The 25,864-nt window shown below is 39.2% G+C and carries 25 protein-coding genes; 4 read left to right on the top strand and 21 right to left on the bottom strand.

Annotated features, from left to right (window positions below; genetic code table 11):
• Nucleotides 1-49 precede the first annotated feature (49 nt).
• The 7 genes from leuD to ACRRSQ_RS04195 all read right to left on the bottom strand — a co-directional run bounded on the left by leuD (nt 50) and on the right by ACRRSQ_RS04195 (nt 8,116).
• A complete protein-coding gene (leuD, locus tag ACRRSQ_RS04225) occupies nt 50-646 on the bottom strand; it encodes a 3-isopropylmalate dehydratase small subunit (protein ID WP_440874456.1) in 597 nt (198 codons plus the stop codon).
• Between the two features lie 10 nt (nt 647-656).
• The gene (leuC, locus tag ACRRSQ_RS04220; protein WP_440874455.1) at nt 657-2,072 is read right to left on the bottom strand and encodes a 3-isopropylmalate dehydratase large subunit; all 1,416 of its coding nucleotides are present in this window, start codon (nt 2,070-2,072) and stop codon (nt 657-659) included.
• A gap of 121 nt (nt 2,073-2,193) precedes the next feature.
• A complete protein-coding gene (gene leuB, locus ACRRSQ_RS04215; RefSeq protein ID WP_440874454.1) occupies nt 2,194-3,282 on the bottom strand; it encodes a 3-isopropylmalate dehydrogenase in 1,089 nt (362 codons plus the stop codon).
• A gap of 15 nt (nt 3,283-3,297) precedes the next feature.
• Nucleotides 3,298-4,860, bottom strand: coding sequence for a 2-isopropylmalate synthase (gene leuA, locus ACRRSQ_RS04210; RefSeq protein ID WP_440874453.1), 1,563 nt, complete (start codon nt 4,858-4,860; stop codon nt 3,298-3,300).
• Between the two features lie 359 nt (nt 4,861-5,219).
• A complete protein-coding gene (locus ACRRSQ_RS04205; protein ID WP_440874452.1) occupies nt 5,220-6,251 on the bottom strand; it encodes a CDP-glycerol glycerophosphotransferase family protein in 1,032 nt (343 codons plus the stop codon).
• A 31-nt stretch (nt 6,252-6,282) separates the two neighbouring features.
• On the bottom strand, nt 6,283-6,681 hold the full coding sequence (locus ACRRSQ_RS04200) for an adenylyltransferase/cytidyltransferase family protein (protein WP_440874794.1): 399 nt from the start codon (nt 6,679-6,681) through the stop codon (nt 6,283-6,285).
• 37 nt (nt 6,682-6,718) lie between these two features.
• Nucleotides 6,719-8,116, bottom strand: a complete 1,398-nt coding sequence (locus ACRRSQ_RS04195) for a capsule assembly Wzi family protein (RefSeq protein ID WP_440874451.1) — start codon at nt 8,114-8,116, stop codon at nt 6,719-6,721.
• 292 nt (nt 8,117-8,408) lie between these two features.
• Between ACRRSQ_RS04195 and ACRRSQ_RS04190 the strand changes: the two genes are divergently transcribed.
• Nucleotides 8,409-9,416, top strand: a complete 1,008-nt coding sequence (locus ACRRSQ_RS04190; protein WP_440874450.1) for an NAD-dependent epimerase — start codon at nt 8,409-8,411, stop codon at nt 9,414-9,416.
• Nucleotides 9,417-9,602: 186 nt separating this feature from the next.
• Here ACRRSQ_RS04190 and ACRRSQ_RS04185 read toward each other — a convergent pair whose 3' ends face one another.
• The 5 genes from ACRRSQ_RS04185 to gmd form a co-directional block, all read right to left on the bottom strand.
• The gene (locus ACRRSQ_RS04185) at nt 9,603-10,697 is read right to left on the bottom strand and encodes a glycosyltransferase family 4 protein (RefSeq protein WP_440874449.1); all 1,095 of its coding nucleotides are present in this window, start codon (nt 10,695-10,697) and stop codon (nt 9,603-9,605) included.
• 16 nt (nt 10,698-10,713) lie between these two features.
• A complete protein-coding gene (locus ACRRSQ_RS04180; protein ID WP_440874448.1) occupies nt 10,714-11,421 on the bottom strand; it encodes a DUF1796 family putative cysteine peptidase in 708 nt (235 codons plus the stop codon).
• A 227-nt stretch (nt 11,422-11,648) separates the two neighbouring features.
• Nucleotides 11,649-12,821: a DegT/DnrJ/EryC1/StrS family aminotransferase gene (locus ACRRSQ_RS04175; protein WP_440874447.1), complete on the bottom strand. Its 1,173-nt coding sequence runs from the start codon at nt 12,819-12,821 to the stop codon at nt 11,649-11,651.
• A complete protein-coding gene (locus ACRRSQ_RS04170) occupies nt 12,814-13,740 on the bottom strand; it encodes a GDP-L-fucose synthase family protein (protein ID WP_440874446.1) in 927 nt (308 codons plus the stop codon). Before ACRRSQ_RS04170 ends, ACRRSQ_RS04175 begins: the two co-directional genes overlap by 8 nt.
• A 12-nt stretch (nt 13,741-13,752) precedes the next feature.
• Nucleotides 13,753-14,877 carry a GDP-mannose 4,6-dehydratase gene (gmd, locus tag ACRRSQ_RS04165; protein ID WP_440874445.1) on the bottom strand — a complete coding sequence of 375 codons (1,125 nt, stop codon included), beginning with the start codon at nt 14,875-14,877 and terminating at the stop codon, nt 13,753-13,755.
• A 258-nt stretch (nt 14,878-15,135) separates the two neighbouring features.
• Between gmd and ACRRSQ_RS04160 the strand changes: the two genes are divergently transcribed.
• The gene (locus ACRRSQ_RS04160; RefSeq protein WP_440874444.1) at nt 15,136-16,023 is read left to right on the top strand and encodes an alpha-1,2-fucosyltransferase; all 888 of its coding nucleotides are present in this window, start codon (nt 15,136-15,138) and stop codon (nt 16,021-16,023) included.
• A 57-nt stretch (nt 16,024-16,080) separates the two neighbouring features.
• Here the strand turns inward: ACRRSQ_RS04160 and ACRRSQ_RS04155 are convergent, their stop codons facing one another.
• Together ACRRSQ_RS04155 and ACRRSQ_RS04150 are read right to left on the bottom strand one after the other, a co-directional pair.
• Nucleotides 16,081-16,674, bottom strand: coding sequence for a LicD family protein (locus tag ACRRSQ_RS04155; protein WP_440874443.1), 594 nt, complete (start codon nt 16,672-16,674; stop codon nt 16,081-16,083).
• A 309-nt stretch (nt 16,675-16,983) separates the two neighbouring features.
• The gene (locus ACRRSQ_RS04150) at nt 16,984-17,583 is read right to left on the bottom strand and encodes a TIGR04211 family SH3 domain-containing protein (RefSeq protein WP_440874442.1); all 600 of its coding nucleotides are present in this window, start codon (nt 17,581-17,583) and stop codon (nt 16,984-16,986) included.
• A 588-nt stretch (nt 17,584-18,171) separates the two neighbouring features.
• Here ACRRSQ_RS04150 and ACRRSQ_RS04145 point away from each other — a divergent pair.
• Together ACRRSQ_RS04145 and ACRRSQ_RS04140 are read left to right on the top strand one after the other, a co-directional pair.
• Nucleotides 18,172-19,677: a CYTH domain-containing protein gene (locus ACRRSQ_RS04145; RefSeq protein ID WP_440874441.1), complete on the top strand. Its 1,506-nt coding sequence runs from the start codon at nt 18,172-18,174 to the stop codon at nt 19,675-19,677.
• 47 nt (nt 19,678-19,724) lie between these two features.
• Nucleotides 19,725-20,570, top strand: coding sequence for a L,D-transpeptidase family protein (locus ACRRSQ_RS04140; RefSeq protein ID WP_440874440.1), 846 nt, complete (start codon nt 19,725-19,727; stop codon nt 20,568-20,570).
• Nucleotides 20,571-20,660: 90 nt separating this feature from the next.
• Here ACRRSQ_RS04140 and ACRRSQ_RS04135 read toward each other — a convergent pair whose 3' ends face one another.
• The 7 genes from ACRRSQ_RS04135 to ACRRSQ_RS04105 all read right to left on the bottom strand — a co-directional run bounded on the left by ACRRSQ_RS04135 (nt 20,661) and on the right by ACRRSQ_RS04105 (nt 25,814).
• Nucleotides 20,661-20,921 carry an Lpp/OprI family alanine-zipper lipoprotein gene (locus tag ACRRSQ_RS04135; RefSeq protein WP_440874439.1) on the bottom strand — a complete coding sequence of 87 codons (261 nt, stop codon included), beginning with the start codon at nt 20,919-20,921 and terminating at the stop codon, nt 20,661-20,663.
• 328 nt (nt 20,922-21,249) lie between these two features.
• Nucleotides 21,250-21,696, bottom strand: a complete 447-nt coding sequence (locus ACRRSQ_RS04130) for an ion channel (RefSeq protein ID WP_440874438.1) — start codon at nt 21,694-21,696, stop codon at nt 21,250-21,252.
• A 26-nt stretch (nt 21,697-21,722) separates the two neighbouring features.
• Nucleotides 21,723-22,043 carry a hypothetical protein gene (locus tag ACRRSQ_RS04125; protein ID WP_440874437.1) on the bottom strand — a complete coding sequence of 107 codons (321 nt, stop codon included), beginning with the start codon at nt 22,041-22,043 and terminating at the stop codon, nt 21,723-21,725.
• Between the two features lie 3 nt (nt 22,044-22,046).
• Nucleotides 22,047-22,685 carry a hypothetical protein gene (locus ACRRSQ_RS04120; protein WP_440874436.1) on the bottom strand — a complete coding sequence of 213 codons (639 nt, stop codon included), beginning with the start codon at nt 22,683-22,685 and terminating at the stop codon, nt 22,047-22,049.
• Nucleotides 22,686-22,755: 70 nt separating this feature from the next.
• On the bottom strand, nt 22,756-23,445 hold the full coding sequence (locus ACRRSQ_RS04115; RefSeq protein WP_440874435.1) for a PspA/IM30 family protein: 690 nt from the start codon (nt 23,443-23,445) through the stop codon (nt 22,756-22,758).
• A 25-nt stretch (nt 23,446-23,470) separates the two neighbouring features.
• The gene (locus ACRRSQ_RS04110; protein WP_440874434.1) at nt 23,471-23,884 is read right to left on the bottom strand and encodes a YjfI family protein; all 414 of its coding nucleotides are present in this window, start codon (nt 23,882-23,884) and stop codon (nt 23,471-23,473) included.
• A gap of 211 nt (nt 23,885-24,095) precedes the next feature.
• The gene (locus ACRRSQ_RS04105) at nt 24,096-25,814 is read right to left on the bottom strand and encodes a polyamine aminopropyltransferase (protein WP_440874433.1); all 1,719 of its coding nucleotides are present in this window, start codon (nt 25,812-25,814) and stop codon (nt 24,096-24,098) included.
• Between the last annotated feature and the right edge of the window lie 50 nt (nt 25,815-25,864).

Raw genomic sequence — 25,864 nt, 5'->3', positions numbered from 1 at the left:
CTTAGTATAGAGGCATATCCGACGGTTTTTCTGTTAATTGGCAGAAATATTATTTCCAAGCAGGTCGGTTTGCTTCGTAGGCTTCAATTAAATCTATTTTGTTTAATGTCCAGCCAACACTGTCAACACCTTCGGCTAAACAATACTTGTGAAATTCATTTAACTCGAAGCTAAACTTTAACTCGCCACAACTTACTGTTTGCGCTGGTAGGTCAACAGTAATTTGAATATCAGCTTTAGCTGCCGCTTCAAATAATTGTTGAATTTCATCGTCGCTCAGTTTGACCGGCACAATGCCAATGTTGATACAGTTGCCATAAAAAATATCAGCAAAACTTGGCGCGATAATAACGTCAAAGCCATATTCTTGTAGCGACCAAGGGGCATGTTCACGACTTGAGCCACAACCAAAATTTTCACGGGTTAATAAAATACTTGCGCCTTGATATTGCGGGTAATTTAAAACAAACTCAGGGTTGTCTTTAGTGCCTTCAAAATCAAGGTAGCGCCAGTCGTGAAAACAATGTTGACCAAAGCCAACACGCTCTGTTTTTTGTAAAAACTGCTTCGGAATGATTTGATCAGTGTCTACGTTAGCAATATCTAACGGAGCAACTAAACCGGTGTGTGTGGTAAATTTTTCCATGATCTTGCTCCTATGCTTGTGCGTTTAAATCAACGAAGCGCGCTTCAATTGCTGCCGCGGCTGCAACTTCTGGGCTCACTAAATGAGTGCGACTGCCGCGACCTTGGCGACCTTCAAAGTTACGGTTTGAAGTAGAAGCACAGCGATCACCTTCTTCTAAACGGTCATCGTTCATGCCTAAACACATTGAACAGCCCGGTAAGCGCCATTCAAAACCGGCATCGATAAATATTTGCGATAAACCTTCTGCTTCCGCTTGTGCTTTGACGCGATATGAACCTGGAACCACAATCGCATCAACTTTATCTGAAACGGTTTTTCCTTGCTTCGCATAGTCGCTAACAACGCTCGCGGCTGCACGTAAGTCTTCAATACGAGAGTTAGTACAAGAACCGATAAATACTTTGTTAACACTAACGTCTGTTAATTTAGTACCTGCAGTTAAGCCCATATATTCTAAGGCTTTTACGCACGACTCTTTTTCAACCGGATCTGAGAAATCGTCAGGTGACGGCACAACAGAGTCAATTGAGGTTACTTGACCTGGCGTAGTGCCCCAGGTCATTTGCGCTTTAATGTCTTCGCCTTTTAAAGTTAAAACTTCATCAAACTGAGCGTCTTCATCAGTTTTTAAGGTTTTCCAGTTGGCAACCGCAGCGTCCCACTCATCTAATTTAGGGGCATATTCTTTGTGCTGTAAGTATTCAAAGGTGGTTTGATCCGGAGCAACTAAACCGGCTTTTGCGCCAAACTCGATACTCATATTACAAATGGTCATGCGCTCTTCCATTGAAAGTGCTTCAATGGCTTCACCACAATATTCAACGACAAAACCGGTTGCACCAGCTGAGCCAGTTTTACCAATAATGGCCAATATAATATCTTTAGCGCTAATGCCTTTGCCTACTTTACCGGTTACTTCAATTTTCATGCTTTTTGCACGGTGTTGACGTAAGGTTTGTGTTGCTAGTACATGTTCAACTTCACTGGTACCAATACCAAAAGCTAGTGCGCCAAAAGCGCCATGTGTTGCGGTGTGTGAGTCGCCACAAACAATAATTTGACCCGGCTGAGTAATACCAAGTTCTGGTCCCATTACATGAACAATACCTTGGTTTTTATGGCCCATACCAAATAGCTTGATACCAAATTCTTCACAGTTCTTTTCTAAGGTGCGAAGTTGGTTGGCAGCGCCTTCACCGGCGGCATCAATTTCAACTGAGCGTGTTGAAATGTTGTGATCCATAGTAGCAATCGTTTGCGCTGGTCTGCGCACCGGACGGTTATGGAATTTTAAATTCGCAAAAGCTTGTGGCGAAGTCACTTCATGAATTAGGTGACGGTCAACATACAATAGCGGCGTTTCGCCTGCTTTTTCTTCAACTAAATGTTGCTGGTATAATTTTTCATATAAGGTGGTAGCCATCTTATAAATCCTTCTGCTTTAGTATCTCTGATGCAAGATGCTCGCGTTTATCTTAACGCTATTGAGCGAGAAAATTGCATAAGACGGCGCTTATGCAATTTGTCTTGTTTTTTCTTAGCTTTTATTGCGCGGCAATGTTTGCGCAAATAATGTCACCCATTTCACTGGTCGTTTTTGCAGTTGTGCCGCTATTAGGCGCAAGTAAATCACCGGTTAAGTTGCCATCGTCTAATGCTTTGGCAACCGCTTTCTCAATGGCCGCTGCTGCGTCGCCTTGATCTAAGCTGTAACGAAGCATTAATGCCGCTGATAAAATTTGTGCAACTGGGTTTGCGATGCCTTTACCGGCAATATCTGGCGCACTGCCACCTGCGGGTTCGTACATGCCAAAACCTGCTGAGTTCAAGCTCGCTGATGGTAATAAGCCCATAGAGCCGGTGATCATGGCGCAGATGTCAGATAAAATATCGCCAAATAGGTTAGGGCATAACATCACGTCAAATTGATTTGGATCGCGCACTAGCTGCATTGCTGCGTTATCGACATATAAATGTTCAAATTCAACTTCTGGGTATTCAACTGCCACTTCTTCAACCACTTGACGCCATAATTGACTGGTGGCTAATACATTGGCTTTATCAACAGAAGTGACTTTATTATTACGTTTTTTAGCCGCTTGAAAAGCTAAGTGCGCAATACGTTTAATTTCACGGCGTGAATAAAACATTGAATCAAAACCTGTTTCTTCTTCGCCTTCACCACGGCGACCTTTTGGTTCACCAAAATAAATATCGCCAGTTAATTCACGAATAACTAATACGTCGAAACCTTGCTCTGAAATATCGCTACGTAGAGTAGAAAGTGAAGAAAGTGCAGGTTGTAAGGTAGCAGGGCGCATATTACAGAATAAATCAAAATGACCACGTAAACCTAATAAGGCACAACGCTCTGGTTGTTCTGTTGGCGGTAAGTTGCTCCACTTAGGACCACCGACTGAACCAAATAAAATCGCATCAGCTTGCTGACAACCTTTCATTGTATCGTCAGGAAGTGCATTGCCATGCAAATCGATTGCCGCACCACCAACATCGTAGTCTTTGGTATTAATTTCAAAGTTAAATTTTTCAGCGACAGTGGCTAAGACTTTCTTAGCTTCAACCATGACTTCTGGGCCGATACCGTCACCGGCTAATATTGCTATGTTAGACATTTTCTTAAAACTTCCTTAAATTTTCGATTCTTGGTTTTCAACCAAGGCTTCTTTTTTTAACTCGCTGATGGTAATGGCGCGATGAATACTGTTAAGTGCGTGGATAAGTGCTTGGCCAGACGCTTCGATAACGTCGGTATCTAAACCGTAACCATGGAATTTACGACCTTGCCATGAAACCACAATGTCGGTTTGCCCTAAGCCGTCTTCACCTTCACCCTTGTTGCCAATTTTAAAGTCGGCGATATCAAAGTCGATATCAACGGCTTTTTTAATGGCGCGATATAGCGCATCGACTGGACCGTTACCGGTTGCTGATTCGATGGTTTGCTCATCTCCAGCAACTAATTTAATACTGGCGGTAGAAAATTCGCCGCCACATTGCACGTTTAAGCATTCGGTGCGGTAAAAATCTTCGTTGTCTTGCTGTTTAATATTAAATAATAACGCTTCTAAGTCATCATCAAAGACTTGGCCTTTTTTATCGGCAAGTGCTAAAAAGTCAGCGTATAGCGCTTCTAATTCATAATCAGACTCGTTATAGCCCAAACTTTCCATGCGGTGCTTAATGACATGACGACCACTACGTGAAGTTAGGTTTAATTTAGTTTTGGCAATGCCGACACTTTCTGGGGTCATGATCTCGTAGGTATTGCTGGCTTTTAACATACCGTCTTGGTGAATACCTGATGAATGACTAAAAGCGTTACCGCCAACAATGGCTTTGTTTAATTGCACTGGCATATTACAAAGCTGACTGACTAATTTAGACGTGCGGGCAATTTCTTGATGATTAATGTTAGTTTTTACGCCAAGTAACGCTTCACGGGTTTTCATGATCATCGCCACTTCTTCTAACGAACAGTTACCTGCGCGTTCACCAATGCCGTTCATAGTACATTCGATTTGGCGAGCACCAGCTTGCACAGCGGCCATTGAATTGGCAACGGCTAAGCCTAGGTCGTTATGACAGTGCACTGAAATAACCGCTTGATCGATATTAGGTACGCGGTTAAATAACTGCGTGATTATGCCTTCAAACTCAAATGGTAAGGTATAACCAACCGTGTCAGGAATATTGACTGTGGTAGCACCTGCTTTAATCGCTGATTCGACCATGCGACATAAGTTATCAATAGGGGTACGGCCAGCGTCTTCACACGAAAATTCAACATCGTCAGTAAACCTACGTGCATATTTCACCGCGTTTATTGCCATAGCTTCCACGTCAGAAAATTCACGTTTTAGTTTTTGCTGAACATGAACGTCAGAGGTTGAAATAAAGGTATGGATACGAAATTGGTCGGCAGGTTTTAGCGCGTCGGCACAGGCTTTAATATCGGCTTCAACTGCGCGAGCTAAGGCACAAACGCGTGAATTTTTAACGGTTTTTGCAATTTGCTGAACAGACTCAAAGTCACCTGGCGAAGATACCGGAAAACCAACTTCCATGATATCGACACCTAAGCGCTCAATAGCTTGGGCAATTTGTAATTTTTCATGCACCGAAAGGCTGGCATTTAACGCCTGTTCGCCATCGCGTAATGTTGTATCAAAGATGATAACTTGGTTATCCATTTTTTTGTCCTCGATGACCTGAAGTTTATTGGTCAATGTTCTGTATAAAGCGCTATTGTTTGTTAAAAACTCAGGCATAAAAAAACCCGCGTCATAATGGTAATAGCGCGGGTTTAATGTGTATTTTTTATCTATTTAAGCAAAAATAACCTAGCCGCGCACGCTGAGTACGAGGAGGAGGTTTAAAATGTTGTGCTTAAATAATGTGATCATTTTTCTGTGTTCTTTATTGATATGCCCTATTAATAGCGTATTTACTCGAACAATGTCAAATAAAATAATCACAGATTTTACTGTCTTTGGTTATAAGCCTTGGTTGTATAGCGCTTGAATAATTATTCATACTAGGTGAATTTTAATTAAAATTTCCAATAGCCGAGTTTTTTGCGTTGTTTGAGGTTACGAAAAATATTTAGTGGTTTGCTTTTGGGGGCTGTTTTTCCATGAGCTAACATATGTTCAACTGCTGATAAAATCCGCTGCGCGGCATTGCCATCATTTTGCGGATGTAGGTCGTCGGCGTAGTTTTTAATGGCGTTTTTTAGCTTTTCATCGGCAAGAAACGCTTTCTCGATTGCAGCAGGTAATTGTGCTGCATTTTCGATGTTGATCAAGTAATCGCCAGGTGCTCGATTATTTAAGCTGACAATGGCTTTATTCAGTAAAGCAAACTCGCCAATTACCGAAGAAGTATCTGACACCATAATATCAGCGGTTTGTAATAACTGAGCAATGCTAGAGCTTTCAATTATTTCAACATTATCACAGACTAAGGTTTGATATTTATCTAGCCACTCTTGTGCCATTTTGGGGTGGAATTTAATTAGCCAGTGATGCTCTTTAGTGTCGATTAAGCGTTTTATTTCATCAAATAACTCAGGAGCCGAGGTGAGCGCAGGCGAAAATGTTGGTGCGTATAATATGATCGGTTTGCCATTGCCGACATTAGCAATTTTAGGCGTTGAAAATAATTCATCAAGTTTGGGCCAGCCAGTTTCAACCACGTCAAAGTAGCCATGTTGTTTGGCTAAGGTATTAAAGCGTGAGGTGGTAGCTGGCCCGTGGGTGCAATATAAATCAAAAAAGTCGCGAATAACAAAGTGACCTTTTTTCTTCCATTCTAAACCGTGAAATACTTGCACTTTAAGACCAGGAATAAAATTAGGAATTTCATTGCCTGGTGCAAAGGTGGCATCGGGTTGGTAAGTGCGTGCTTCGTCTATTGAATTAAGCACAACTTCGTTTGGCTCAAAATACGAGACGCTAACTTCGTTGCCAACGGCAAGCCATTTTACTTGATTACCTTGCGCTAACATGACCTGCTGTAATGGTCTTAAAATTTCAAAACAATAGTTATGGGCAATGTAGAACAAATAGCGTTTGGCGGTCATAGGCTTATCTTAAAGTGTTAATTGAAAATAATTAGGTGCGTTTAGTTTTTACCACTTCAATTATTTCTGTGGTTGAAACCGATGGCGTGCGCGGTAGGTAGATCACTTGGCAAATGTCATTTAAGTGATCAAATTTACCTTGCCAATCGTCACCCATGACCAAAATATCGGCATTGTAATATTTAATATAATCAGCTTTTAGTTCAAGCGACTCTTCTAAAAATACATCGTCCACACATCGCATCGAGCGAATAATGTGTTTGCGGTCATCTTCGCTGTAAACCGGTGGTCTTCCTTTTTTAGAGATATTAAGTTTATCTGAAGATACGCCAACAATTAAGTGATCGCCGTGTAATCGTGCGCGCTCTAAAATGTTGACGTGGCCAACATGAAATATATCAAAAGTTCCAAAAGTAATGACGCGCATAATAACGAATTCCTAATAGTTGCGGGTTATAGCCTAGTGTTTACCAAAGGTAAGCAACACTGGTTTGAACAAAGTTGTCACCATAGGCGTTTTTACCCAAGTACAAATTTACTTCGACAAAGGCGTCGTCTACCGCTTTGCTGTATTTTACTTCAAGTTCATGGGCTTGTTCGTAATTGTAATTATCATTGTTAAAACTTGCTGTACGATATAAAAATGATACTTGTGAATCACTGCTGTTTTGCCAGTCAAGACGCACACTACCGGCTTCACCACCTAAGCTATCTTTTGGCGCTTTCATGGCGCCCCACCAGTGACCCATTTTTACGCCGTCGTTTGAATAGCCTTCACCGTAGATGTGATGGGTATACCAAGCACTTTGAAAGCTGGTAAATTCCATGTTCAACGACATGGTATCATTCAAATAAGGTAAAAATAGGCCAAAACTATTGGCTAAGTTTGCCAGTCTGTAGTTACTGTAATTATTGGTATCTTCGCCCGCGTATTCGTAATAAAGGCTAAACGGCGTACCGTTCCAGCTTAAATCAAAACGGTTAGTGATTGACGCTTGTTGGTTACCAAACTCTTCACTACAGTCTTGTAGTTCAGTGCCCTCACCACCACAATTATCAGCATTTACCGGATCGATTATCGCTTGCCATATATCACCTATCGTAATACCGCTGCCATCACCGGCAAACATAAAGGTGCGGTTACCAGCAATGGTCCACCAATCAAAAGGTTGAATGCTAGCATGCATCGATAAAAAGCCCGGTTTTCCGGAAACAGGATCTTCTTCACGGTCAAATTGAATATCGTCGTGCTCTTCTAAAATACCGACTGACATTTCATATTTAATGTTCCAATCGGTTATTAGGGTTGGATTGCTAATGGTGACATTAAGTGGCGCTTTAGCTTGTGTTGATAAAAGTACCGCACCTTCTTGAAAGGGTGATAACCAATGCTCGCGATAACCGACATCAACTTGGAAAACATCCCAACCAAATGAGACAAAATTATTATTAGGAATAAAGCCGCCATCTTCGTAATGAACACCACCAGCATTAACAATAAGGTGGCTATTCACTTGCCAAAAGCTATTAAAGTCAAGCTTGTAATTATCGTCAAGCATTTGGCCACGTTGATTTGGCAAGGTCACTTCTGTATTGTTCGACGCGCTTATTTCAACAGAGGCATGCGTAATGGCTTTGTCTTTCATATAACGACGTAAATAGCGTTTAATGCGCTGATGTAATTGTGGGTGGCTATCAACAACTTTATCTAAGTATTTATAAACCGTTGCCGCGTGATACGGGCGACTTAAAATCGGCATTTTGGCAACGGTGGCTAAACGGTGAAGTTCAAGGTCGAGTAATGGATCTTTGCCAATGGGTAAATATGGCGATACGCCTGCGGCAAAAGTATGAAAACTACTCAAAAAAATAATACTGATAAGCACTTTTACACTAGGAAATTTACGAACAAGTTTCAACGAGATAAGCCTTAGAATATGGAAATATAACCGCGCTATTCTACCGTTGGAAATAGGATAATTCCAGCGGTAGCGGTAAGTATTCGATCCGCTTTTGTAATTTAGTTGCTAATGCTAATAACTTTACATGAATTTCTGTTGGGCACTATGCTTATATTCAAGTATGATCACACTATGAAAATAAGCCTGTAGCTAACATTAGGCTTAATTAAGCGAAAAATTAACTAGGAATAAAACATTGAAATATTTAGTCACCGGAGCCGCAGGTTTTATCGGTTTTCATGTTGCCAAGCGATTATGTGAAGCAGGTCATCAAGTGGTTGGTATTGATAATCTTAACGACTATTACGATGTTAATTTAAAGCTCGCGCGCTTAAAAGAACTAGCGCCTTTGTCTTTGTTTAGTTTTCAAAAACTCGATTTAGCTGATCGGGAAGGCATTGAAACACTATTTGCAAAAGAGAAATTTGACCGCGTTATTCACCTAGCTGCACAAGCTGGTGTGCGTTATTCTATTGATAATCCGATGGCGTATGCAGACAGCAATATGGTTGGCCATTTAACTATTTTAGAAGGCTGTCGACACAATAATGTTGAGCACTTAGTGTATGCGTCATCAAGTTCTATCTACGGCTTAAATAATAAAGTGCCTTTTGCAACTACCGACAGTGTTGCTCACCCTATTTCGTTATACGCGGCAACAAAAAAATCGAATGAATTGATGTCGCATACCTATTCACATTTATACGATATTCCAACCACAGGATTAAGGTTCTTTACCGTTTATGGCCCGTGGGGACGCCCAGATATGGCATTGTTTAAATTTGCCAAAAAGATAGTTGCAGGCGATAGCATCGACGTATACAACAATGGCGATATGCGCCGCGATTTCACCTATATAGACGATATTGTTGAAGGCATTATTCGCATACAAAACGTGGTGCCTGAAAAAGATGCTAGCTGGCAAGTTGAAACGGGCAGTGTTGCTAAAAGTAGCGCGCCATATCGTGTTTACAATATTGGCAATGGTAACCCAGTAAAATTAATGTCGTTTATAGAGTCGTTAGAGCAGTCGTTATCGATTAAAGCCAAGAAAAACTTCATGCCAATGCAAGCAGGGGACGTTTATCAAACCTATGCTGACGTTTCAGATTTGTTTGAAGTGACTGGCTATAAACCGTCGATGGACGTTGCTAAAGGTGTCGATAACTTTGTTCATTGGTATCGAAGCTTTTATCAGGTTTAATGTTGCTAAATTATTTCACGCTACCAAGTTAAGCGCCAATTGGCGTAACGTTATAATTTTCAACAAACTACATCTAATAAATGATATCTGATAAACAACTAAAAAAGCGAGGCCGCCACGAAAAAGGCAGACTCGCTTTTTTATTTTTTTAAGACAAGGAATTGCTTTAAGAAAGTTGCTTGCTGGTTAAGCGCTTGCGATCATTTTTTCAAAATACGCTTCCATGTGTTCAACGGTTTGTTGATGCGACATTTTACCTTTGATAATTTCCTTGCTGTTATTTGAAAGCTTAGTGAGTACATCAGGGGAATTGACCAAAAATTTAATACGTTCAGCAAGTGCGTCAATATCGCCAATAGGCACAATAAAACCATTATAATCATTTTCAATTGACTCTAGTACACCGTCGTTAGCAGAAGAGACAACTGGCGTGCCGTTAGAAAGCGATTCAAGCACAGTGCGAGTTAAACCTTCTTTTGCTAAAGAAGGTAATACCAATAAATCACAGGCTTTGGCAATGGCGGGTACATCGTTTCTAAAGCCAGGTAATAAAATACGTTCAGCCATGCCCGAGTCTTTAATTAGATCTAAAAATGGCTGTTTTTGTAAATTATCGCCAACCAGGATAATTCTTAAATTTTCAATATCTTTTAGCTGCTTTGCGGCTTCCAATAAAATATGAGTACCTTTGTGTGGGCGAGGGCTGCCGACACACAATAGGTTGAAGTATTGTTCATCGCTGCCAAGCTCAGCTAAATCAGCAGCGGGCGCTTGATACCAGTCTAAATCATGACCTTTGTAGATAGTTTCAATATTTTGCTTAATGGCTTGCCTAACTTTTGATTTTATATTCACGGTACAAGGAGTTGAAACGCCAATAACGCCATCAATTCTTGGGTGTAACATACAAAGGTAATTGCTCGGATCTGTTCTGTACATACCGCCAGATGTGCCGCGATAAGCGATCATTTTTGCTTTAGTGCCAATACAAGCAAAACTGGCGTTAGGAATGCCTTTAGATTCGGTAGCATAAACAAGGTCAATATCATTGTCTTTAATATAATCACGCATTTGCTTGATTACCGTCCAGCTATGCTTTTTTAAGTTTTTTAACTCAATAAAAGTTACACCCGATTTTTTATATTCGTCGATGTAGGCGTTAGTTGCACTAGACATAATGGTGACTTGATGGCCGCGCTGTGCGAGCTTGATATAACACTCGGCTTCAGGGCGCACGGCATTATACGAGCGGCCACGATTAGGTATTACCAAAATTTTCATGTTCTTTTACTCTTTTTTAATACATCCATATTTTTAATTTTTGAAAGTAACTTATTTTGTTATTGTTATTTTTTAAGGTTAACTTCAAACTTTTTAATGCTTTTCTGATCGCAATACGGTCCCAAGCTCTTGTTTGTTGTTTTACTTTTGTTACATCAATAAAATGATAAAACACATCAGGGCGTTTATCTTCTTCGGCAATTTTGTCAGCATGGAGTATTAATAAATCAACATCACCTTTATATTTTTGATTACAAATATCTTTAAGTTGATATAAGTTTTCTAGGCTATCACTTTGTTGAAAATACTCTTTGTCGCGCTGTTCATGCTCTATATGATTATGGTCGTTATGAAAAGGGGCTTTCATATCCCAACGTATCAGTAAAACTTTATCTTGGTTTATCGTATCTTTAAATGCTTGAATGCGCTTATTGTACGTTAAAAACCGTTCGTGGTGCCATGCTTTGTCATGAATGAAACTAATTTGATAAAAATGATTTAACACACAAGTGCACTTTTTACCTTTTGTAGAAAAAAACGACATGCCTTGGCAATACTTTTGCTCGAAAAAATGATTGAAGTCATTTTTGATAAGTTGAAGCAGTGCTTGAGCACTAGATAGCACCCAATCAACAGGAAGTGCTTGTTGGCGTAGGTTTAAATCTCTTAATGCTTGCGCAACGCGGCAATTGGCGCCAATTGGAATAATAGAGTCGTATTGCATACGGGGAATGTATTTTTAGTGCGGGCTATACGTTATTTTAAATTTGTATGATTGACCTCTCTGTTTATGTTTGTAACTTTGTGGGCTTTATTGTTGTGATGTAAACGTTTGCTTAACAAAGGACTAACCTTGTTTACGACACTAAAAAGCCCTCAACATAATGACTAGTTATGTTGAGTGCTTTCGTTGCTATCTCTTTGTAGATGTATTGTGCTTTCAAGCACTATTTAACATAAGACTTCTGCCAGTAGCTTAATTTCTTTTTCGATATCGTTTTGGTGATTTCCAACAAAAAGACCATGTTTGTCTATGTATTCCGCAGCGTCAACTGTGCCAGCAACTTCATAGTCAAAATGCGCTAATACTTCGGTGTTTTTAAGGAAATTTCCAGTAACTATTGGGCGACATTCAATGCCTTTGTCACTAAGTATTTTCACTAATTCAGCTCGGCTATAAGGCGCATTTTCTTTTAATACTAAAGAAAAACCAAACCAGCTGCTGTTGCCTGTTTCTTTTTGTATTTCAATAAAAGGGTGCTGTGCAAACAGTTGCTGAAATAACTGGGCATTTTTTTGTCGGATTTTAATGAACTCAGGTAACTTTTTAAGTTGCTCAATACCTAATGCGCCGCTCATTTCGAGTGGACGAGCATTGTAACCTGGTAACATAAATTTAAATGATTCTTCAAAAGGGTCATCACTTTTCTCACCACTAACATGATTAAATTTCGGTAAGTTACGCGTCCAACCGTGAGCACGAATACACAGTAAAATGTGATAGAGTTCTTCATCATCAGTAATTACGCAGCCACCTTCCATGGTTGCAATGTGGTGGGAAAAAAATGAGCTAAAAGTGCCCATCACGCCAAAAGAGCCTGCCTGCTTGCCGTTTATTGTAGCCCCCATAGATTCACAATTATCTTCAAGAATGAAAATGTCGCGCTCGCCGATAATTTCTTGCATTCGTTGATAGTCGTTAGGGTTACCCAGTAAGTTGACCGATAAAATCGCTTTGGTTTTATCGGTAATTGCCGCGTCGAGTTTATCAAGATCCATATTAAGTGTATTGCGATCGATATCCACAAATTTCACTTTTAAGCCATATTGCTGCAACGGAAAGTAGGTGGTTGACCAAGAAACAACAGGCACGATAATTTCGTCACCACGTTTTAACTTTAACTTTTCATTTTTAGTAAAAAATAAAGCGGCGATCATTAATAAATTTGCTGTTGAACCCGAGCTGACCATTAACGCGTATTTTGAACCAAAAAATTTCGCAAAATCTTGTTCATACTGGGCGACATGTTTACCCATTGTATACATGTCGCTGTCGATTACGGTTTGAATGGCGTTTAATTCCTTTTCATTCCAGGTGCTGCTTGCTAAGGAATAATTAGTCATGATCGTACTCACTTAAGTAAAATTGATAAGTATTTGAAATCCCTTGTTCAAGAGAGGTTTTAAATTGCCAGCCAAAGGCCTTTAATTTGCTGTCGTCTATTAATTTTTGCTTCATGCCAACAGGTTTTGATAAGTCATGTACAAACTTACCGTTAAAACCTATAACGTTAGCAACAGCTTGATAATATTCGTTAATGGTATAGTCAGTGCCTAAACCAACATTCAGGTTTTGTGGCATCGCGCTAAAGTTGTCAATGGCATAAAATATAAAGTCAGCAAGGTCTTCAGCATACATAAATTCACGCCTTGCTAGGCCGTCACCCCAAATATCAATTTCACTGAGCTCTTGCTTTTTCGCTTCTGAAATTTTACGAATAACGGCAGGGATCATGTGTGAATTTTTTGGATCAAACTTATCGTATTTACCGTACAGGTTACAAGGAATGATCGTTTTATACAGAAAGCTTGAGTCTTCTTGGTGAATGTATTCACATAAGCGCGTGCTAGTTATTTTAGCAAGTGCATAGCCTTCATTTGTCGGTTCTAATTCACCTTTTAAAATGAGTTCTTCTTGCAATGGATTAGCGGCATCGCGTGGATACATACAAGAACTACTTAAATTTAAAAACTGTTGAACCTTGTTGGCGCGAGCTGCATTGAGAATGTTTAATCCCATCTGCATATTCTCAACCAAAAATTTCACCGGTTGTGCCATATTCGCTTGAATACCGCCAACAATACCAGCAGCATGAATAATCATCTCCGGCTGGTGTTGTTCGAGGTAATTTTGCACGCTGTTAAAATCTAGCAAATTTAACTCTTGGCTGCTTGGCGCTATAAACTGGTGAGAGTGTTTTTTAGCTGCATCAAGAATATTTTTGCCAACCATACCGTTGGCACCTGTTAGTAGTATTTTCATGCTTTAGGTAACTTATTCAACAGAAATGGCTGGTGAGTAGCCATGCTGTTTTAATATGGCGTGTTGTTTGGCAGTATCTAAATCGTTAGCCACCATTTCTGCGCACATTTGTTCAACGGTAATCTCTGGTGACCAACCAAGTTTTTCTTTGGCTTTTGCTGGGTTGCCTAATAAGGTTTCAACTTCAGCAGGGCGGAAATAACGCGGGTCAACTTTTACAATAACATCGCCAACTTTTAAAGCTGGTGCGTTGTTACCGCTAATAGCGGAAACTGTGGCTATTTCGTTAACGCCTTCACCGCTAAACTCAAGAGTAACGCCCGCTTCTTGTGCTGATAATTTAACAAAATCGCGCACACTAATTTGTTTACCGGTGGCAATGACAAAATCATCCGCTTGTTCTTGTTGCAGCATCATCCATTGCATACGTACGTAGTCTTTGGCATGTCCCCAATCACGTAATGCGTCCATGTTGCCTAGGTATAAACATTTTTCTAGGCCTTGAGCAATATTGGCTAAACCACGAGTAATTTTACGCGTCACAAAGGTTTCACCACGACGCGGAGATTCATGGTTAAACAAAATGCCATTACAAGCATACATGCCGTACGATTCACGATAATTCACCACAATCCAATATGCGTACATTTTAGCAACGGCATAAGGCGAACGCGGGTGAAACGGTGTCGTTTCAGTTTGTGGTATTTCTTGTACTTCACCGTAAAGTTCAGACGTTGAAGCTTGGTAAAATTTGGTTTTTTTCTCTAAGCCTAAAAAGCGAATAGCCTCTAATAAGCGTAGCGTACCTAACGCATCTACATCTGCTGTGTATTCAGGACATTCAAACGAAACCGCAACATGCGACTGTGCTGCAAGGTTATACACTTCATCTGGTTGAATATCTTTAATGATACGGGTTAAATTTGATGAGTCGGTTAAGTCACCGTAATGTAAGAAAAAGTTTTGGTTTTCTTCATGGTTGTCTTGAAAAATATGGTCAACGCGCTCGGTGTTTAATGATGAAGCTCTGCGTTTAATACCATGAACTTCATAGCCTTTTTCAAGTAAAAATTCGGCTAGATATGAGCCGTCTTGACCAGTGATCCCGGTAATGAGAGCAACTTTATTTTTTGACATGATAAGTATCCTGAAACTAGATGATTTATTTAGCACTAGAAATAACGGAAAAATTACGCGGCATTATACAATAAGTACAGGTTAAATCATTGCTAATTTGTTTCTAGGTTGGCTTTTCATTTACTAAAGTGGATCTGATGATGGTATCATGGCGTAATTCGTTCCTTAACTATGTTAATTCAAAAGTTAGTTCTCTAGTTAGTACTAAAAAACGTAGCTAAAGGATGTATAGACTCTCAAGCTAAAGTGAAACATTTAATGAAAATAGTACGTGTATGTGGTGGTTTTGGAAATCAAATTTTTCAATACGCATTTTATCAGGCAATTAAAGCGAAGTTTAATCAAGAAACCGTCAAGCTCGATATTCATGATATGGCCAGTTATCAATTACATAATGGTTTTGAGTTAGAGCGTATTTTCAATTTAAATGAGAACTATTGCTCAAAAGAAGAAAAGTTGCAGATCCAAGGTACTAAAAATATTGTGACTAAGTTTAAAAAAGAGCTTAATAAGTACCTACCTTTTGTCAATAGAACCTATATCAAAGAAAAGAAAAAGCTGCACTTTTCTTATCAAGAACAATTTTTAGGTACGGCAAATACCAATGTCTATTACCGAGGCTCATGGCAAAGCTACAGATACCTCGATAATATCGAATCGACATTGCGAGAGAATCTTGTTTTTCCTAGTTTTACTGAACAACAAAATATCGAGTTAGCGGATGACATAGCTAACCATACAACGGTGGCTATTCATATACGCCGTGGTGATTATTTAAAGCATAAATCGTTAGGCGGTATTTGCACTACTGACTATTATGAACAGGCCGTAAAAAAAATAGAATCTTTGGTTGAAAATCCGATGTTTGTTGTGTTTTCTGACGACATTCCTTGGTGTAGAGAAAACTTAAAAGTAGCCAATGCTAAGTTTGTAGATTGGAACGGCGGAGAAAACTCGTATCGAGATATGCAGTTAATGAGTTTATGTAACCATAATATAATTGCAAACAGTAGCTTTAGTTGGTGGGGCGCTTGGTTAAATGCAAACCCTAATAAAATTGTAGTCTGTCCAGGCAAGTGGATTCATTACACTGATTCACTTGGGATTTTGCCAAAAGAGTGGTTAGTGATACCGACAACAAGTTAAAGTATAAATATTCATATTGGGCAATAAGCTAACTATGTTATTGCCCTGACTGTAGCGTTAGTATTTATTACACTTAGCGTCTACCAAGAAATTCCATTCTTTTACCGGCGTACGCCAGTCACCATAAATAAATGTTAAATACTCTTGATAAGCTTTCGGAATTGAATAGGTTTTATCGCCAAATAAAAAGCTAACCGTTTCGTCGAGAAACGTTTTAGGTATGCCTTGTAATACCGAAGGGTTTCTACCAAGAGCCATTTGATATTCATCACCAACCGCGTCTTTGATAAAAATATCGAGTACGTTATCTTTTTTGAAAAACAGCCATTTTCGCGTTTGAATTTTAATGAGGCGTACATCGCCCTTGTTAAAAGCATAATCGTCATTTCTATAGTGCCTTACACAGGTTCTGTAACCCATTAACCAAAGGCGCCATCTGTTTTTTACAAGAAACTCGGCATCGCTGCGCTTTATAGACAAATCGACATCGTCGTCCCAAGGTAATAACCTATCTTCGCGGATCATGCCTAACAATGTACCGCAATCTACGATGTAATGAATATTTAAGCGTTCAAGAAAGTCTGTAACCTTGGTTAGAGCTTTATGAGCAACTTTTAAATGTTTGCCAACAAGTTTTTTGGTACCGGCCATAGTCTCACCTAAAGAGCGGAGAATATGTCGGCATGCAGGTGCCGACAATTCAATAACAAACTGCCGTTAAATTAAACAGCTGCTGCAATTTTCTCACTATTGGTTAAAGTTTCTCTAGCTAGATTTTGTATCGTGTTTTATTTGTTTGTAACTATCGTGTTGGAGATGTTAACGCGACAAAGTCATTGCCGTAATATCAAAAAACAAGTGTGGTATTTATGATGCGGTGGGATTAGATATCTAAGGTGCAGAAGTTGCCTTGCTCGGTTAAGCAAGGCAATAGAAGTTATTGAAAGGCGAAAGGTTAGCTTATTTCCAGCTATCCATATTGGCTTTTTTACGACCACCAAGGCGAGGTAAAATAATACCTAATAATAAGCCGATACTTAAAACGATAGCGCCATTGTAAAAATACTCTTTTTTAATATTCGTATCTTGGTCTTTTAATTTAGCTTTAGTTTCAATGAGTTCATTGTTTAGCGCCGCTAAATTATTTTGCAGTTCAGTATTGCTATTTTTAAGGGCAACAATTTGTTCTTGGTTGGCAGACAAGTTGCTATTAAGTCGATTAGTATCATCTAATGAGCTTGCCATTTGCGTATTAAGCTCAGCAATCACGTTTCTTAAGCCAGGCTTTGTTGAAACATATTTTGACTCTACCCAAGCAAGACGGCCTTTCGTGTCAACAATTTCACTGTAGTCATTGCTGCTTTGTCCAGTAATTTTAATTTCAGTACCAGCGTTAATTGTGCCTAAAATGCGGTAATTCGTACCTGCACCAGCATGCATATAAATGAAGAGATCGTCTGAAATAAAACCAGTCGCCATATTTGCTGGTTCTTCCTGTGCAGCAAGGCTAAGTGAGAACGAAAACAATACTAGGGATAAAATACTTTTGACAAAATTCATTGATACAACCAAAAACCTGTAAGCTTATTAAGAACAAGATATTAGGGCTTTGCCCTGTTTATATCAAGTTAAGAATGGTTACTAAAGTTGATCTAGTACGAAAAACAACCTGTTCATTCAAGATAAACTAGCATTGGCGAAATATTTAAGTACGAATATTGTTCGCTTCCTTAGGGTCTGTTGATCTTTCGAGGTTAAATTTTGTTCAAAGTAAACGCATTTTGTTCAAGGCGTGAACAACACAGCATGGTTGTTCCATGTAAGTTGTGAACAACGATGAAGAAATAGCGTTTAGTTGAACCCCAAGGGCAGCGTTTCTAGGCATTTAACCATCATTATTGCGCTTTCATGTGGAATAACCACATAGCAATCACAATGTTTTGTCTAAATACCTATAAACTGCTGCAAAAATAAACACGAAAGATCAACAGCCCCTAGTTAATCGCTAGCGTATTGATATAAAAGAAATTGAAAATTATTGCTTCGATTAACGAGCTTTTGTAAGGTACTAACATGAAAGTATTAAGCGGTGAAACTTTAAGCAAAGATTAGCCTCTAATACTTGAACAGAAAATTGAATGGACAACTATGAATACCGAAATTGAGCTCAAATACTTGGTGCAAAACGACAACTGTGCTGAAATTATTTCTTCGTTACTGGCACAGCAAAATTACCACGTAGAACATAGCGAAAAAACCTTATCTAATTGCTATTTTGATACGCCAGACCAAGTACTAAGACAGCATGATATGGGCTTACGTATTAGAACCGCTGGCGGTAAACATGAGCAAACCATAAAAACCGCAGGCAAAGTTATTGGTGGTTTGCACCAACGTCCTGAATTTAATATCAACGTAGAATCAACATTTCCTGAATTATCTTTATTTCCCAACCATATCTGGCTAACTAGCCAGGATGTAGACGCCATTCAGCAAAATTTAATTTCATTATTTAGTACCGACTTTACTCGCCAAATATGGCTAGTCACGCTTGCTAATGGCAGTGTTGTAGAAATGGCATTCGACCAAGGGGAAATAAAAGCCAGTGGTGACACGGAAACTCTGTGCGAAGTAGAGCTTGAACTGGTTACTGGGTCACATAGCGATTTATTTGAACTTGCTACTTTGTTATTTGCACATTTATCAATTCGCCCAGGCATAAAAAGCAAAGCGGCTCGAGGTTATGCGCTGTGGAAAAAGCAGCAATATTTGCCTGATATTACCCCGTTTGAATTAGTGCCATTAACGCGCGAGCAAACTATTGCTAAAGGCTTTGTTGCCGGGTTAAATTTTGGCTTGCAACAATTACAAGTCATGTTAAATGCGTATATTGAATCGCCGTCGCTTATCTATTTGTCTAAAACGGTAGAAGTATTAGCGTTACTTCGTCATGGCTTTTGGTTGTTTAAAGAACATCTTCCTGAAAAGGCAACCAGCATACGCGATGAACTTAGTCATTTTATGAAGTTATTTACCTGGGTTGATAATGCGATTTATATTCAAGAGTTAATTGATAAAACAGGTAATTACCGCAAACGCATCGAGTTAAGCGAGCAGTTACTCAGTCAGCTTAAATTAGAGCAAAAACGTTTTCCAAATAGCGCGCAAGTCACGGAGCTAATTTATAGCGAGCGATTTAACCTACTGCAACTTTCTTTATTAAAACTGCTACTAACTTTGTCTGAACAAGAGGAAGAAATCGACAGTGAGTCGTTAGTCTCATTTGCGCAGCAGTGTTTAGATAAAGGGCTTGATAATATTGCTCAGCAGTTTTCAAACGCGCCATCACTAACAAGCGAACAATACCTTGCCCAGCAAGCATTAGTGATTCGCAGTTTACTTACTGGTAGTTGGTTTGGGCATTTATATGAAAAGCAATCACGCATTGATTTTCGCAGCCCATGGTTAGACATAAAACATGGTTTAAGTGAATTACAAACCTTGTGGATTATTCAAACGCAATTATCGCGATTAGAGCAGCCGCCTAAAAAACTGATCAATTGGCAACAAACTAAAGTTGAAAGCTTATTGTTAGCATTAGATAATTCACGTATAAGTGCACTTTCCATTGAACCTTATTGGCGTATTTTGTGATAACTGTTTTTAGATTATTAATTGTAAGTTTAAGCTTTTTTTCTATTGTGTCACTAGCAACTGTTTATGACTTACCAAAAGAAAACTCTCGTGTTATTGGTGAAGATATTGTTCATATCGCTAAAAAGGGCGACTATTTCCAAGCGCTAGCTGAACAATACAATGTTGGCTTTTTAGCGCTAATGGCGGCAAACCCTGATATCGATCCATTTCTGCCTGCTGTTGGCACAGCTATTGTTATTCCTAAAAAAATGCTACTGCCGTTTATTAAAAAAGAAGGCTTAGTGGTTAACCTTGCTGAACTGCGTTTGTATTATTTTGGCGATGCACAGCGCGTACATGTTTTTCCTATTGGTATAGGCCGACAAGGTTTATCGACTCCGCAAACCATTAGTTATATCAGCGAAAAACGAAAAGATCCTATTTGGCGACCGACGAAAGAAATGCAAGCCCGATACTTTGAAGAGCATGGTAAAGAAATGGCAAAAGAATTTCCGCCAGGCCCTGATAATCCTTTTGGTAAATATGCACTGAGAATTGGGCGTAGCGAATATTTACTTCATGGCAGTAATCAACGATTTGGCATTGGCATGCGGGCAAGTTCAGGCTGTATTCGCATGTATGACGACGACATTAAATGGCTTTATGACAATATTGCACTTGATACGTCGATACGCATTATCAATCAACCGATTAAAATGTCATACGAGCTAAATACGCGGTTAATTGAAATTCATCAGCCATTATCACCAGATGAAGATGATAAGCATGCACAGCAACTTGACTTACCTAAAGCGGTGCAGAAGTTTGTTGGTGACTCGCAAGAGCAACTAAGCCAAGCAAATAGCGCACTAGCACAAAAAACGGGGTTAGTGACTGAACTGTCTTTTTAAGGCGTTGAACAAAGCTCGTTAATGCATCAACTATAAAAAAAGCACTTACCTAGGTAAGTGCTTTTTATTTGTTTGCTGTATGCAAAATTTTTATTTAGTGTACGAAGCAACAAAATTGCTAACACGCTCGTTAGCTTCTTTAGCTGTGCTTAGTGCTTCTTCAGAAGATGAAGCAGCAGCTTTCGATGCTGATTTTAACTCTGAAACTTCGCTTGAAAGGCTATCTACTTTAGAAGACAGTTTATTCACAGTTTGGTTTAAGCTAGTAACTTGTTGCTCTAAACCTTCAGTATTTGCACAACCTGTTAATGCAACAGCAAAGCCAACTAACGCAATTTTTTTAAGTAACATAATAATTTCCCAGTATCATTTTATAGTTTCATGCCTAAGTAGTATGACATAAATTTTGTGGATTATTCCAGAAGAATAAAATCATTTTTATCAGAGGGTTAGCAAGCGGTTGTTAATAACTTGTTAAAGTGGTTTTTATTGCAAGCAACGAGGTTTGGTTTTCGTTAATTCATTGATTACTAATAATTAATTTTAAGTGGAAATACGTCAGGATGAAAAGGATAGTAACAAGAAGGGCAGTTCAGGGGGAGTTTGCTATTGCTAAAACAAGCTTACAGTTTGAAAACTATAGGTAAGCTTGTAGTTATTGGGCCAGGTTATTCTGTGATCATTGCGACTTTTTTAAGAGCGCTTCGAGCTTTTCTTCAAGGGCTTTGTTTTGCGCAATGATCAATTCATTTTGTTTGCGAATTTCTCGGTTCTTTACATTGGTATCTGAAAAGCTGACAAATTTATTAACGAACTGTGCGCCAATAAAGCCAACTAAGCCAACGCCAATATAAAACATCGCCGCAACGATAATTCGTCCCATAAAGGTTACCGGGTAGAAGTCACCAAAACCTATCGTGCTGGCGCTCATTTGCAGTGTCCAGAATGCATCTTTATAGGTGTGAATATTACTGTTTGGATCGCTAAGTTCTAATTGATAAAGCGGGAAAGATAAAATGGCGATAATGCCGTATAAAACAAACACTGTCATTAACAGTAAATATAACGAGTTATAATTTCTAACGCCGTATTGGTCGACGTTATACATTTTGAATTTATCTTTCATGTGCACTTATACGTTAGAGGTGGTGATTATTTTTCTACAATATGCTTTACCAGATCATCCATCAATCTTTTTTTTATTTCAAGTTGTTGATCGGGGGTAAGGTCATATTTATCAGCTAATAAGGCGTAGTCGTCCGGTGACAAACTTACCGTTAAACGTGGGCGCTTTGGACGCTTACTGGTGGGTAAGCCTAATATAGTACGTATTTGTTCCGACGGGCTAAAGCCGGCTTCTAGGGCTTCTTTGCGGATCGCCAGTTGAATTTTTTCATCCATATCAAAAGCCACTTGCACGGCTTTAACGGCTTTGACTGATGATTGCCATTTTTCAGGTATTTTTCGACTCATTAATTAGCTCCCTGGAAACATATCAACAATATCGGTTAACGGACGGTAAAATGTTAAAAATACATCGGTATCGCCATCTTGCCATACTTCTACGTCGATGCCACGTGCTTGGTCTTGATCAAGGAGTTGATACAGTTCAAATTGCTCGCCTGCATCTTGACCTTGGTAAACTGAAATATTTTCGCTGCGATGGTCTTTGCGATGAAAGTAACCTACTTTGGCAAACACGTTTTGTTGATATTGCTCGCTTGTCCAACCGTTGGTTAAATTTGTATCTTGTTGCTTTTCTAAAAAGGCGTCGCCGGGTTCGTCAAATACTTGTGCAAAGCTGTCTAAATTAAACAAACTTTCAACGTCGCTATGATTAATTTTGAGGGAAAATTTTAAGTAGGTTTTATCATCAACATCAAGCGATAAAAATAATTCAATATTGCTGTTTGACTCAAGCGCCCATTCAGTTTGCTTGTCGTACTCAAACTCATATGTATTTACCGCTTTGATATGAAATTGTTGATTACGTAAGTTTTCAGGTAGGGCAAAGCTGTCGGTTAATACAATAATATCGCCAGCCTTTAACTCATTTGCTGATGTTAATTTACGTTGCGGTTGTTCTTTGTTAAAAACTTTCTTAAAAAAACTCATAAGCGTACTCATAAAAAAGGCTCAGCATGAAAAACATGCTGAGCAAAAGCCTAGTTGGGATAGGCAAGTGTTACTTTTGTTTGGCTTTTAAGCGCTCTAAAACTGAGTTTGCGCTGTTGTCTGTGCCACCAATACCCGCTTCTTTTAACTTAGCTTCTAGTGAGTTGTCAGAATCTTCAGACTCTAATACTTCTGCCGCTTTCATTTGGTCATCAAATTTTTGCTGTTTTGCTTTAATACGCTCAAGCGAGTCTTTAGCATTTAACAGTTTAGAGTTGCTTGATGAAAAGTTATCGGTGATCGCAGATGTTGCTTTTTGCACACTTTCAGTGGTTTTCACCATTGAAAGTTGGCGCTTGTATTCTGCAACTTGACGCTCACTTTTCTTCACTAATTCTTTTAAGCGATTAGCATTGCCTTCGAAGCTATCTAATGCTTGCTGCTGTGTGGCAAGTTCAGACTCTAAATTAGCAATTTTTTCAGCAACAGCTAATGCTAGCGCTTCGTCGCCTTTTTCTAAGGCTTGAACGGCATAACCTTCGTGTTCAACGGCTTCGCGTTTTAGGCGGTCAACTTCACGGCTTGCTGCCATTTGCTGTGCCATTACGCCGGTTAAGTCGCGCTTGGCTTTGGTTAGGTGATTTTCTGCGTCGCGAATTTCCTGTTCAAAAATACGTGTCGCGTTAGAGTCAACAATAGCTTCACCTACTTCTGTTGCGCCACCGCGAATAGCGGTCATAATTTTTTTAAATATACTCATGTTTCTTACTCCAAATAGCAGGTGATTAAATTAAAAAGTCGCTCATATCATCGATGATTTCTATGGCATTATTGCTAAGCACGGCGAGTTCATGCTCAATATCATCGAAGGTTGAATTAATGGACAATGCGCCAAAAATTACATACTTATCACCGATTTTTGCAAATGATGATAACGGCATTGGAATGTTCATTTCTAACATGCTTTCGTGCATGCTAGGGATACTTTCAGGCTTAACTTCTTCTTGGCCCCAAAGGTAAGTAATGCAAAGAATTTGGTCATCTGTAACAGAAACAAAAATAGGCAATTCTTCGCGATCTACCACACTAATTTGCAATACATCAACTTCACCTGAAATTGGTTGGCAGTCAAAAACCATACCTGTTTCTGAGTTATCTGCTAGCGTATTTAAGTGGTTAGCTATCTTATGAATGTTCATTTGTATCCTCATATTAATAAGTAGCAAAAAACAACTCAATAATTCCGTGCTTTTGCTTTCGACATATTATGTCGATGGGGTTAATTTAGCATTAAGACATAATATGTCAATAGCCAAAAGTGATTTTTTTTAAAATTGCCTGTTACAGAATGTTATTAGGCAATTCATTTACCTGTTCTTTTTTACATGTTGCCGCCGTTTGCCGTATCAATTAATCAAATTTAGTTGCGCTTTGCTGTTCTTGCCATGCCTTTTGATGTAATTGATACAATTTATGACTGCCTAGGTAATTTATGCCAATCTCGGCTTTGTCTTGGTAAAAATTGTTTGGAAAATAAAAAGCATTTTTGAGCAAGTTTTTGGTTAGCCAATGATGTGCAACGGGTAATTCTTGATAAGCGGAAATTCGCTCAAATGGGCTACGTCCTTCTTTTGACGCAATTGTCCAGCCCCATTCACCAAAGCTAGGCACGTTATCGTGATATTGCTGCACGTGATTAAACCCGGCAGCTTCTGCGGTATTGCCAATGGCAATAAAAGAGTCTTTAGCATGATAAGGGCTGGTTGATTGTATCGCCATTAAACCGTCACCCGATAACAGCTGTTTCAAACGAGCATAGAAATTAACGGAATACAGTTTATTCAAATCGGGATGACTTGGATCTGGTAAATCGACAATGATGGCGTCATAACTTTGCTGTGATTTTAATAGCTCGTCTATCGCGATAAAGGCGTCAGCAGCTACAATATTGACGCGTGGATCTTGCAAGCTTTGCTGGTTTAAATCACGAATACTATTGGCTAATGCACTCGGTAAATATTGACCTGGCGTTTTAAATATATCCAGTAGTTCTTTGTCTAAATCAATCAAGGTTACTTTCTTAGGCGACCAAGCTAATACATCTCTTAGTGCTAATCCGTCGCCGCCACCGATGATCAAAATATTGTCGTGTCGGGCTGAACCAAGTAGTACTGGGTAAACGAGGTAGCTGTGATAAATATGTTCGTCAGATGAGGAAAATTGCAATCGACCATTTAAGTAAAAGTTAATGGTATTGTCGCTATTTAAGCCCATTGAACGTTCAGTGAAAGTTAGTTGTTGATAACGGGTTTTATCGCTATAAACGACTTTGTCGATATACAAAAGGTTGCTCATTTGATTGAGCCAAGCATTACCGTAGTTGAAAGTTAATACGATAAGTACCGCGAGTAGAATGTGTAATCCTATTAAGGTTTTTAACCAGCGCAGCTTGTGCCAATAGCGGCTGATAAATACAGTGCCAGCAATTAAATTTAATGCGGCGGTTAGCGCGCTGGCTTTACTAATATCAATTGCGAGTAAAAATATCACCCAAATTGCCGCGCCTATGCCTGCGCCAATATAGTCAGCACCATAAATAGTCCCTAAGTTATGCTGTAAGTGTTTTTGGTGAATATGTTCTCGAATTTGGGCAATTAATGGAATTTCCATACCAATGAAAAAACCGAGTAATAAACCAAAAAAGTAAGGGCTATTAAAAGCAAGAAAACTCAGTTGTTTGAATAAGCCGCCTCGAGGTAAGGCATCTGGTGGAATGGCAAAAGTATCTGCTACCAGTTGTGGCAATAATTGAGTAACAGCAATTAAAGCGCCGATAATTAAAATCGCCGATGTGCCGAGCAGGGCAATTATTAGCTCTAACCAAACAAAGCCATTGAAGGCGCATTTAATTTTTCGCGCAGCAAATGCGCCTAAGCCCATGGCGACTATCATCAAGCCTATCATGGCATATATGGTGCTTTCCATGACCCCGAGCACGCGGCCAGCATAATGCGATAGCAAATATTCATAAATAAGCCCACAGCCAGCCAATACTGCCATGGTTAAAATAAGCAATACGTCGTCCCAAAACTTGGATGTTGGGCTAGATGGTTGAGCTTGATTAATCACAAATAAATTATCATCGATAGAAAAGAAAAAAGTTGAGTAACTTATCGACT

Origin of the sequence: Thalassotalea sp. PLHSN55 (genome assembly GCF_052030545.1) — a bacterium.
Taxonomy (GTDB): Bacteria; Pseudomonadota; Gammaproteobacteria; order Enterobacterales; family Alteromonadaceae; genus CANMXU01.
The sequence above is the reverse complement of the archived record's forward strand: the minus strand, read 5'-3'. Positions and strand labels throughout refer to the sequence as shown.

Excerpts from the sequence above, each read along its gene's own strand:
- leuD (WP_440874456.1), bottom strand. The coding sequence starts at position 646 with ATGGAAAAATTTACCACACACACCGGTTTAGTTGCTCCGTTAGATATT.
- leuC (WP_440874455.1), bottom strand. The coding sequence starts at position 2,072 with ATGGCTACCACCTTATATGAAAAATTATACCAGCAACATTTAGTTGAA.
- leuB (WP_440874454.1), bottom strand. The coding sequence starts at position 3,282 with ATGTCTAACATAGCAATATTAGCCGGTGACGGTATCGGCCCAGAAGTC.
- leuA (WP_440874453.1), bottom strand. The coding sequence starts at position 4,860 with ATGGATAACCAAGTTATCATCTTTGATACAACATTACGCGATGGCGAA.
- ACRRSQ_RS04205 (WP_440874452.1), bottom strand. The coding sequence starts at position 6,251 with ATGACCGCCAAACGCTATTTGTTCTACATTGCCCATAACTATTGTTTT.
- ACRRSQ_RS04185 (WP_440874449.1), bottom strand. The coding sequence starts at position 10,697 with ATGAAAATTTTGGTAATACCTAATCGTGGCCGCTCGTATAATGCCGTG.
- ACRRSQ_RS04180 (WP_440874448.1), bottom strand. The coding sequence starts at position 11,421 with ATGCAATACGACTCTATTATTCCAATTGGCGCCAATTGCCGCGTTGCG.
- ACRRSQ_RS04175 (WP_440874447.1), bottom strand. The coding sequence starts at position 12,821 with ATGACTAATTATTCCTTAGCAAGCAGCACCTGGAATGAAAAGGAATTA.
- ACRRSQ_RS04170 (WP_440874446.1), bottom strand. The coding sequence starts at position 13,740 with ATGAAAATACTACTAACAGGTGCCAACGGTATGGTTGGCAAAAATATT.
- gmd (WP_440874445.1), bottom strand. The coding sequence starts at position 14,877 with ATGTCAAAAAATAAAGTTGCTCTCATTACCGGGATCACTGGTCAAGAC.
- ACRRSQ_RS04160 (WP_440874444.1), top strand. The coding sequence starts at position 15,136 with ATGAAAATAGTACGTGTATGTGGTGGTTTTGGAAATCAAATTTTTCAA.
- ACRRSQ_RS04155 (WP_440874443.1), bottom strand. The coding sequence starts at position 16,674 with ATGGCCGGTACCAAAAAACTTGTTGGCAAACATTTAAAAGTTGCTCAT.
- ACRRSQ_RS04150 (WP_440874442.1), bottom strand. The coding sequence starts at position 17,583 with ATGAATTTTGTCAAAAGTATTTTATCCCTAGTATTGTTTTCGTTCTCA.
- ACRRSQ_RS04145 (WP_440874441.1), top strand. The coding sequence starts at position 18,172 with ATGAATACCGAAATTGAGCTCAAATACTTGGTGCAAAACGACAACTGT.
- ACRRSQ_RS04135 (WP_440874439.1), bottom strand. The coding sequence starts at position 20,921 with ATGTTACTTAAAAAAATTGCGTTAGTTGGCTTTGCTGTTGCATTAACA.
- ACRRSQ_RS04130 (WP_440874438.1), bottom strand. The coding sequence starts at position 21,696 with ATGAAAGATAAATTCAAAATGTATAACGTCGACCAATACGGCGTTAGA.
- ACRRSQ_RS04125 (WP_440874437.1), bottom strand. The coding sequence starts at position 22,043 with ATGAGTCGAAAAATACCTGAAAAATGGCAATCATCAGTCAAAGCCGTT.
- ACRRSQ_RS04120 (WP_440874436.1), bottom strand. The coding sequence starts at position 22,685 with ATGAGTTTTTTTAAGAAAGTTTTTAACAAAGAACAACCGCAACGTAAA.
- ACRRSQ_RS04115 (WP_440874435.1), bottom strand. The coding sequence starts at position 23,445 with ATGAGTATATTTAAAAAAATTATGACCGCTATTCGCGGTGGCGCAACA.
- ACRRSQ_RS04110 (WP_440874434.1), bottom strand. The coding sequence starts at position 23,884 with ATGAACATTCATAAGATAGCTAACCACTTAAATACGCTAGCAGATAAC.